Source organism: Streptomyces sp. NPDC093568 (genome assembly GCF_044764945.1).
Taxonomy (GTDB): domain Bacteria; phylum Actinomycetota; class Actinomycetes; order Streptomycetales; family Streptomycetaceae; genus Streptomyces.
Genome location: NZ_JBIWJD010000003.1, coordinates 751,327 through 757,513, shown reverse-complemented (window position 1 = coordinate 757,513; position 6,187 = coordinate 751,327). Strand labels below are relative to the sequence as shown.

Here is a 6,187-nt window from a genome sequence, read left to right as displayed (position 1 = left end):
GGGCAACGGCGTTCACCAGGCCATGCTCGGCATCGCCCGGCTCCACAACCTGGCCCTCACCGGATAACTCACGCCCCATACGGGACAACCTCTAGGACTTCGGTATAGAAAGCGCGGGAACGGGCTACGTCAGCCACCGTCAGAAAGTGAGTGAGTAGAAGCCCGGAATCCGGAGCGGGAAATCCATCGCGATGCATGCAAGACCTCCAGACGCAGAATTGATGTTTCCGCCATATTGATGGATGGATTTCCCTGAGCATGGAGGAACACGGCGGCAGGGAAGCCTGCCTTCCAACCTGCCTGCCGCTGGACGGGCGCACTACCACCAGGTCTTCACCGGACCGCCCGGCAACACCGCCAAGACGGGCAGCCGTGTGAGGCCGACTCAGCCCAGGCGCACCCGTAGCGTTCGTAAATCACGCGCGAGCCGAACGTCCTCGTCTCCACGACGATCGGTCCGTCGCGTCGAGCGCCGCAGCCACCTTCTTCGGCCACTGGCCCCCTGGCGAGCCGGGCGTTGCCGTGGCTTCAAGTTCCTCCTACGGGGCGGGTCTCCCCCCTCCCCCAGCGATCAGACCTCCTCGTCCATCCCAATGGCCTTCCTCAGCTCCTCCGTGGCCTTACCGGTCTTCCCCTCCCGCTCCTCCAGCAGCGCGGCAGCGATGGCGTCCAGCTTTCGCTGGATCGCGTGCTCGGCCCTCTGCTCGGAGTTCTTCAGCAATGCGAGCAGCAGCAACGTCACCGCGGTCATCAGATCCCCCGCCAGGAACATCCAGTGCTCCCCCAGCTCCGCCGCATGGACGACGATGAAGAAAGCCACCAGCGCCAGGCAGACGAAGTAGAAGGGCGGGGAGCTCGTAAAGGCGGCCGCGGTTTCGGACAGACGATTGAATCGCCCGCCCTTCCGCGCAGCAGGATGTCGGACAGTCACAGCCACTGCCTTCCACACGGCGACACAACCCACACCGAGTGCCGTCAGCTGCGACTCCATAACCTGCCCATCACCACTGGTCACTACTGGCCTGCGGGTACCGACCACGACACCGTTCACCGTCGGGCGTTAGAGTGCCGACGCTCCTCACGCCCAGATCAAGGCCACAGGAAGGCAGCGCGTTTTCGTGAACCCCCCACACGATTCCACCGGCTCCGACGGCGAGCGCCGCCTACAGCATCTGCTCGGGACAGCAGACCAGGCCGCCACTTTCTACGACCGACAGGTGCAGACCCGTCTGACGCCGCAGATGGCGGACTTCATAGGGCGCCAGACCATGGCGTTCCTGTCCACGTCGGACTCCGGCGGCAACTGTGACGTCACCTTCCGTGCCGGTCCCCCGGGCTTCGTCACTGTGCTGGACGACGGCACGCTCACCTACCCGGAGTACCGCGGAAACGGTGTCCTCGCCAGCGCGGGAAACATCACCGAGAACCCGCACATAGGCCTGCTCTTCGTCGACTTCACCCACGACCACATCGGCCTGCACGTCAATGGTGCGGCGAGGCTCCACCGGGACGAGGAGCAGCGGCGGGCCTATCCCGACCTCCCCGTGGACACCGCTCCGGGACGCAGGCCGGAATTCTGGGTGCACATCACGGTGGACGAGGCGTACGTGCACTGCTCCAAGCACATCCCCCACCTTGAGCCGGTGCCGCGTCCACGCTCGGGGGCCCAGCGGCCGAAGGATGCCGACTACTTCGTCGCGTCCGCCGAGCATCAGGCCTCGCTGGACCAGGGCGAGCAGACTGCGGCAACGCACACCGGATCGCTGCCGGGCAGGGGTTGAGCCGAGCGGGAGCCGGTAGCGCTTGGCCCTGAGCCTCGTGCCCTCCGTGGCCGCCGTGGTCTGCGCGCAGCAGGTCGCGCGGAGACCACAGCGGCACGCGGTACGGGCGTCACCGCTCCCGGGGGCCGTGACCTTCACCTGTCGACGAGCCCCCTGGGACAGGCCCCGTCAGGGCGCCATCTCGTACGCCCCGGACAGGGCCTCGACCCGCTCCCAGACGCGCTGCGCACGCGCCTCGTCGACGACGGGGCGCCGGACCGCGCCGAGCGCCCAGCGCTGCTGATCCGCGGTGGCGGAGTCCTTGCCGTGCAGTTCGACGGCGTAGGCGGAGAAGTCGCGGACGAGGACGGAGAAGAGCTCGTCGAGCACGTCCTCGTCGAGGTTCGTCAGCTTGGCCTGCTCCAGGATCAGCTGGCCGTGGACCACCAGTGCGAACAGCTGGCCGACGGCGAGCAGGAGGTCGAGGTCGCGGCTCTGCTCCTCGTCGGGGGCCGCGGTGGCGACGAACTCGCAGAGGGCGTCGGCCTGTTCGCGGAAGCGGGCGACGTTCGGGACGGCTGCGTATGCGTCGTAGGCGGGGCGCCAGTCGTGGAAGCGCACGGAGCCGAGGCCGCGGGCCGGTCCCTGCTCGAAGAGGAAGGTGTCGTCGGCCGCGTCGAGGCGGGTCGGTACGGGCGCGAACTCGGCCGGGTTCAGGAGGTGGTTGCGCATGAACTTGAGGATCAGCGCGAGGTTGACGTGCACCGTGCCCTCGAGCTTGGGCAGCCCGCGGATCTCGACGGCGGCCTGGGCGAAGTAGGTATCCTTCTCGAAGCCCTTGGCGGCGATCACGTCCCACATCAGGTCGATGACCTTCTCGCCCTCCGTGGTCACCTTCATCTTCGTCATCGGGTTGAAGAGGAGGTAGCGGCGGTCGTCCGGCGAGGCGGAGCGGAAGTAGTCGACCGCGCGGTCGCTGAACAGCTTCATGCCGACGAGGCGGACGTAGGCGTCGGCGAGTTCGCGGCGTACGTGCGGGAAGGCGGTGACGGGGCGGCCGTACAGGATGCGGTTGTGCGCGTGGGTGACCGCCTCGTACATCGCGTGCTCGCAGATGCCGATCGAGGCGGTGCAGAGGTTGAACTTGCCGACGTTGACGGTGTTGAGGGCGGCGTCGAAGGCGGCGCGGCCCGTGTGCAGGACGTCCTCCGGGGCCACGGGGTAGTCGTCGAGGCGGAACTCGCTGACGTACTTGGAGGAGTCGACGACGTTCTTCACGAGGTGGTAGGCGGGGTGGCGGCTGTCGGCGGCGAAGAAGACGTAGCCGTCCGGGCCCTCGATGTCGGTGCGGCGGCCGAAGACCGAGACGAGCCCGGCGGCGTTGCCGTTGCCGATGTAGTACTTGGAACCCGTCACCCTGAAGCCGCCGTTGCCGTCGGGAGTGAGCAGCATGTCGGTGGAGTAGATGTCGGCGCCGTGCGTCTTCTCGGAGAGGCCGAAGGCGAACACCTCGCCCTGGGTGAGGAGTTCGGCGGCGCGGGTGCGGGCCGCGGAGTTGTCGCTCTGCCAGACCGGGCCGAGACCGAGGATGGTCACCTGCCATGCGTACCAGTAGTCGAGTCCGTAGAACCCGAAGATCTCGTTGAGGGCGGCGATCCGGGCCGTGTCCCAGCGCTGGTCCTTGTGGCCGGCGGCGGACGCCGGGGTGAGGAAGGTGGCGAACAGGCCTTCCTTGGCGGAGAAGGCGAGGAAGTCGGCCAGCCAGGCGCGGGAGCGGTAGTCCTCGATGAGCCTGCGCTTGCCGCGGTCCTCGAACCAGTCGACGGTGGCCCGCAGCAGCCTGCGGGTCTCCGGGTCGAACTGCGCCGGGTCGTATGTGCGCGGGTTGAAGAGGAGGGAGTCGGCCATGGAGGTCGCCTTCCGAGGGTTGAGGGTGATGGTGAGGGATTGAAGGAGGCCGCGGAGAGCGGGCGGCTGTGGCCCCCTCCACACGCCCGCGGCTCAGGTCTGCGGGGGTGGCGTGGCGAGGCGGCTGAGGGTGGCGAGTACGTCGTCGAGCCAGGCGATGGTCATGCGCTCGAAGGCGATGCCGCCGCGCAGGACTACATGCTGGAGCTCCTGACCGGCGTCGAGCGGGGTCGGGGCCGTCGGGCCGGTGAAGTCACGCTGTTCTCCGGCGAGATAGTGCGCGAGCCGGTCGCTGTGCACCTGGCGGTGCCGTTCGACCTCACGGACGAGCACGGACGGGTCGTCGAAGGCCGCGCCACGGATCTTTACGGCGAGGTCGTGCCGGATGCTCTCGGGTTCGATCGGTTCGTGCAGCCACTGGGAGAGGGCGGCCCGGCCGGGGCCCATGACGGAGTACTCCTTCTTGTCCGGCCGGCTCTGCTGCGGCAGTCCGCGGACGGCGAGCAGGCCGTCGCTCTCCATGCGTTTGAGGACGCGGTAGATCTGCTGGTGCGTGGCGGTCCAGAAGTATCCGATGGACCGTTCGAATCGCCGGGCCAGCTCATAGCCGGAACCCGGCTTCTCCAGCAGGGAGACGAGGATCGCGTGCTCGAGCGCCATGCCTCGATCTTCATATGCAACTCGTTGCATAGCCAAGAGGTGCCGGGCGGGTGAGACGGGGCTCACGCTGTGCGGCGGCCACGCACGCCTCGCTCGCCGCGCCCGGACCGGACAGGGCCTGTGCTGCTCGTTACTCGGCTGTCCTCTCGTTGATCAGGGAGCCCTGGCTCAGCCACCGGACGAACGCGAAGACCCAGGTCACGGAGAGGAGGAGCCACAAGGTGAGAGCGAGGAGCCAGGGGGCGGGGCGGGACCAGCCCGCGAGGAGGGCGAGGACGGCTGCCGTGGCGAGCACGGCTTGCACGGACTTGTAGGCGGAGAGATAGCGGTCGTAGTCCGCGAGGGTGGGTAGCAGCCCCACCGTCGTGAGCAGCATGACGGCCACGGAACCGGCCATCAGCCAGCTCACGGCGGCGGGAGCCCGGTGGTCGGTGGCGTGCTCCACCAGCCCGACCATCCCGGCGCCGGCCGCGGCGACGGCCATGGCCAGCGGCAGGTGAATGAAGATCCAGGTCGCCAGGGAGTGGCCGGTCTCGCGGGGCAGCCGTCGGGACACCAAGTCCGCGTAGTTCCACCAGAACCCGAAGCCGATGGCGAGCCCGAGCAGACCCGTGGTCGTGACGAGTGCGCTGCGTTCGGTTTCGGTCAGGCCGTTCACGACACCGATGACGACTTCGCCGAGCACGATGATGATGAAGAGTCCGAAGCGCTCGACCATGGTGTCGGTCACGACCTCATAAGTCGGCGTTCTGCGCCAGAAGATGAGGATGACGCACTCCACACCGGTCCACGCGACGACGAACACCGCCCAGACGGCGAGGCGGGCGTCGGCCGACAGCGGTACCGAAGCAGCGATCAGGATGATGCCCGCGACCATGACGATGAGATAGCGGCGAGGGGTCTTGCGCAGCTCCGGCTCGTCCTGCCGGTACACGGAGTACCACTGGTAGCTGAGGAGGGCGAGCAGCAGTGCGTAGAGTGCGGCCAGGGTGCGGCCGTCGTCGCCGTCGGCGTGGCCGACGTAGACCGCCATGAGGGACAGCAGCAGCATCTGCACGAAGATCAGTGAACGGGTGTGGCCGTCTTCGCGGCCGTGCAGCTCGTAGAAGAGTGTGCCGTTGAGCCAGGCGATCCAGATCAGCCCGAAGAGCACTGCGAAGGTTGCGGTGCCCCGCCAGGTGAGGTCCTCCGCGAGGGTGTGGGCCGCCTGGCCGACCAGGACGACGTAGACGAGGTCGTAGAAGAGCTCCAGAAAGCTGACGCTGCGACTGGTGTCCGCTTCGCCGTGACGCCGCGGTGGGCGGAAGAGCCATCTGCGGGTGCCGGTGCCCAGGGGGATGGCTTTCGCGGTGGCGGGGCGGGACTCGGGGGCACTGTCGGACATGTGAGGCTCCTGTATGGCGGGGCCGAACGCGTGGCGATGTGATGGTGACGGCTGCCCTGGCGCGGTAGGTGCGGGCACGCCGCAGTGGGTCGGACAGCTGTGGTTGATTCGGCAGGGCGGAGCAGTACGAGTTGCGTCCAGCGGCAGCGGTCCCGGCGCCCCCCAGAGGCCTCTGCCGCGTACATTCTTGCCAGGCGTGTGGCCGGTTTCGGAAGTGCCTTGCCCGCGTGGATGACGACGTGCCGGGCAGCGGTTGCGGGTGGTTGTGACATGCGGTCCTCATCTCCCCCGGCGCGGTCGCGGCCGGGTCGGCCGTGCTGATCCGCACGCTCACCGCGGCCTCAGGCGGACACCACGCCGGGCGACCGGGCCGCGATGGCCGGATGTGACACCTGGGAAGGCGGCTGCGCTGTAGCGGGTGTGGACCGGCTAGCCCGGTCCCGCGAGGCCCGCCCTGTTTCCTCCTTCATCGGCG

The 6,187-nt window shown here is 68.2% G+C and carries 5 protein-coding genes and 1 pseudogene; 1 reads left to right on the top strand and 5 read right to left on the bottom strand.

Features of this window, described 5'->3' with window-relative positions; genetic code table 11:
* Positions 1-92 precede the first annotated feature (92 nt).
* Both ACIRD7_RS17465 and ACIRD7_RS17460 read right to left on the bottom strand, forming a co-directional pair.
* A pseudogene (locus ACIRD7_RS17465) lies at positions 93-197 on the bottom strand (VOC family protein); the annotation flags it as partial.
* Positions 198-571: 374 nt separating this feature from the next.
* Positions 572-991: a hypothetical protein gene (locus tag ACIRD7_RS17460; RefSeq protein WP_403453833.1), complete on the bottom strand. Its 420-nt coding sequence runs from the start codon at positions 989-991 to the stop codon at positions 572-574.
* A gap of 127 nt (positions 992-1,118) precedes the next feature.
* Between ACIRD7_RS17460 and ACIRD7_RS17455 the strand changes: the two genes are divergently transcribed.
* A complete protein-coding gene (locus ACIRD7_RS17455; protein ID WP_403453830.1) occupies positions 1,119-1,781 on the top strand; it encodes a pyridoxamine 5'-phosphate oxidase family protein in 663 nt (220 codons plus the stop codon).
* A gap of 168 nt (positions 1,782-1,949) precedes the next feature.
* Here the strand turns inward: ACIRD7_RS17455 and ACIRD7_RS17450 are convergent, their stop codons facing one another.
* From ACIRD7_RS17450 to ACIRD7_RS17440, 3 genes are all read right to left on the bottom strand, one after another.
* Positions 1,950-3,668 (bottom strand): acyl-CoA dehydrogenase family protein, encoded by a 1,719-nt coding sequence (locus ACIRD7_RS17450; protein ID WP_403453828.1) that lies wholly within the window; start codon positions 3,666-3,668, stop codon positions 1,950-1,952.
* A 93-nt stretch (positions 3,669-3,761) separates the two neighbouring features.
* A complete protein-coding gene (locus ACIRD7_RS17445; protein ID WP_403453826.1) occupies positions 3,762-4,328 on the bottom strand; it encodes a PadR family transcriptional regulator in 567 nt (188 codons plus the stop codon).
* Positions 4,329-4,458: 130 nt separating this feature from the next.
* The gene (locus tag ACIRD7_RS17440; protein ID WP_403453824.1) at positions 4,459-5,712 is read right to left on the bottom strand and encodes a low temperature requirement protein A; all 1,254 of its coding nucleotides are present in this window, start codon (positions 5,710-5,712) and stop codon (positions 4,459-4,461) included.
* Between the last annotated feature and the right edge of the window lie 475 nt (positions 5,713-6,187).